Origin of the sequence: Streptosporangium amethystogenes, assembly GCF_000721075.1 — a bacterium.
Classification (GTDB): Bacteria; Actinomycetota; Actinomycetes; order Streptosporangiales; family Streptosporangiaceae; genus Streptosporangium; species Streptosporangium amethystogenes.
This window is the reverse complement of sequence record NZ_JOEQ01000157.1, coordinates 1-440: the sequence shown is the minus strand read 5'-3', so window position 1 is coordinate 440 and position 440 is coordinate 1. Positions and strand designations below refer to the sequence as shown.

Here is a 440-nt window from a genome sequence, read left to right as displayed (position 1 = left end):
CACCGACTGACGCTGCATGTTCGAGCCCATGAGCGCACGGTTGGCGTCGTCGTGCTCCAGGAACGGGATCATCGCGGTCGCCACCGACACCATCTGGCGCGGCGACACGTCGATGTAGTCGACCTCCTCGGCACGGGCCAGCTCGGTCTCGCCGCCCTTGGTGCGGACGAGGACCCGACGATCGGCGAACGAGCCGTCGGGGTTGAGGACCGTGTTGGCCTGGGCCTTGACGAAACGGTCTTCCTCGTCGGCGGTGAGGTAGTCGATCTGGTCGGTCACCTTACCGTCGACGACCTTGCGGTACGGGGTCTCGACGAAACCGAAGGCGTTGATGCGTCCGTAGGAGGCCAGCGAGCCGATCAGGCCGATGTTCGGGCCTTCCGGCGTCTCGATCGGGCACATCCGGCCGTAGTGCGAGGGGTGCACGTCGCGGACCTCGA

At 66.6% G+C, this 440-nt stretch carries 1 pseudogene; it reads right to left on the bottom strand.

The window, feature by feature from the left end:
• A pseudogene (locus IG98_RS46260) lies at positions 1–440 on the bottom strand (DNA-directed RNA polymerase subunit beta); the annotation flags it as partial.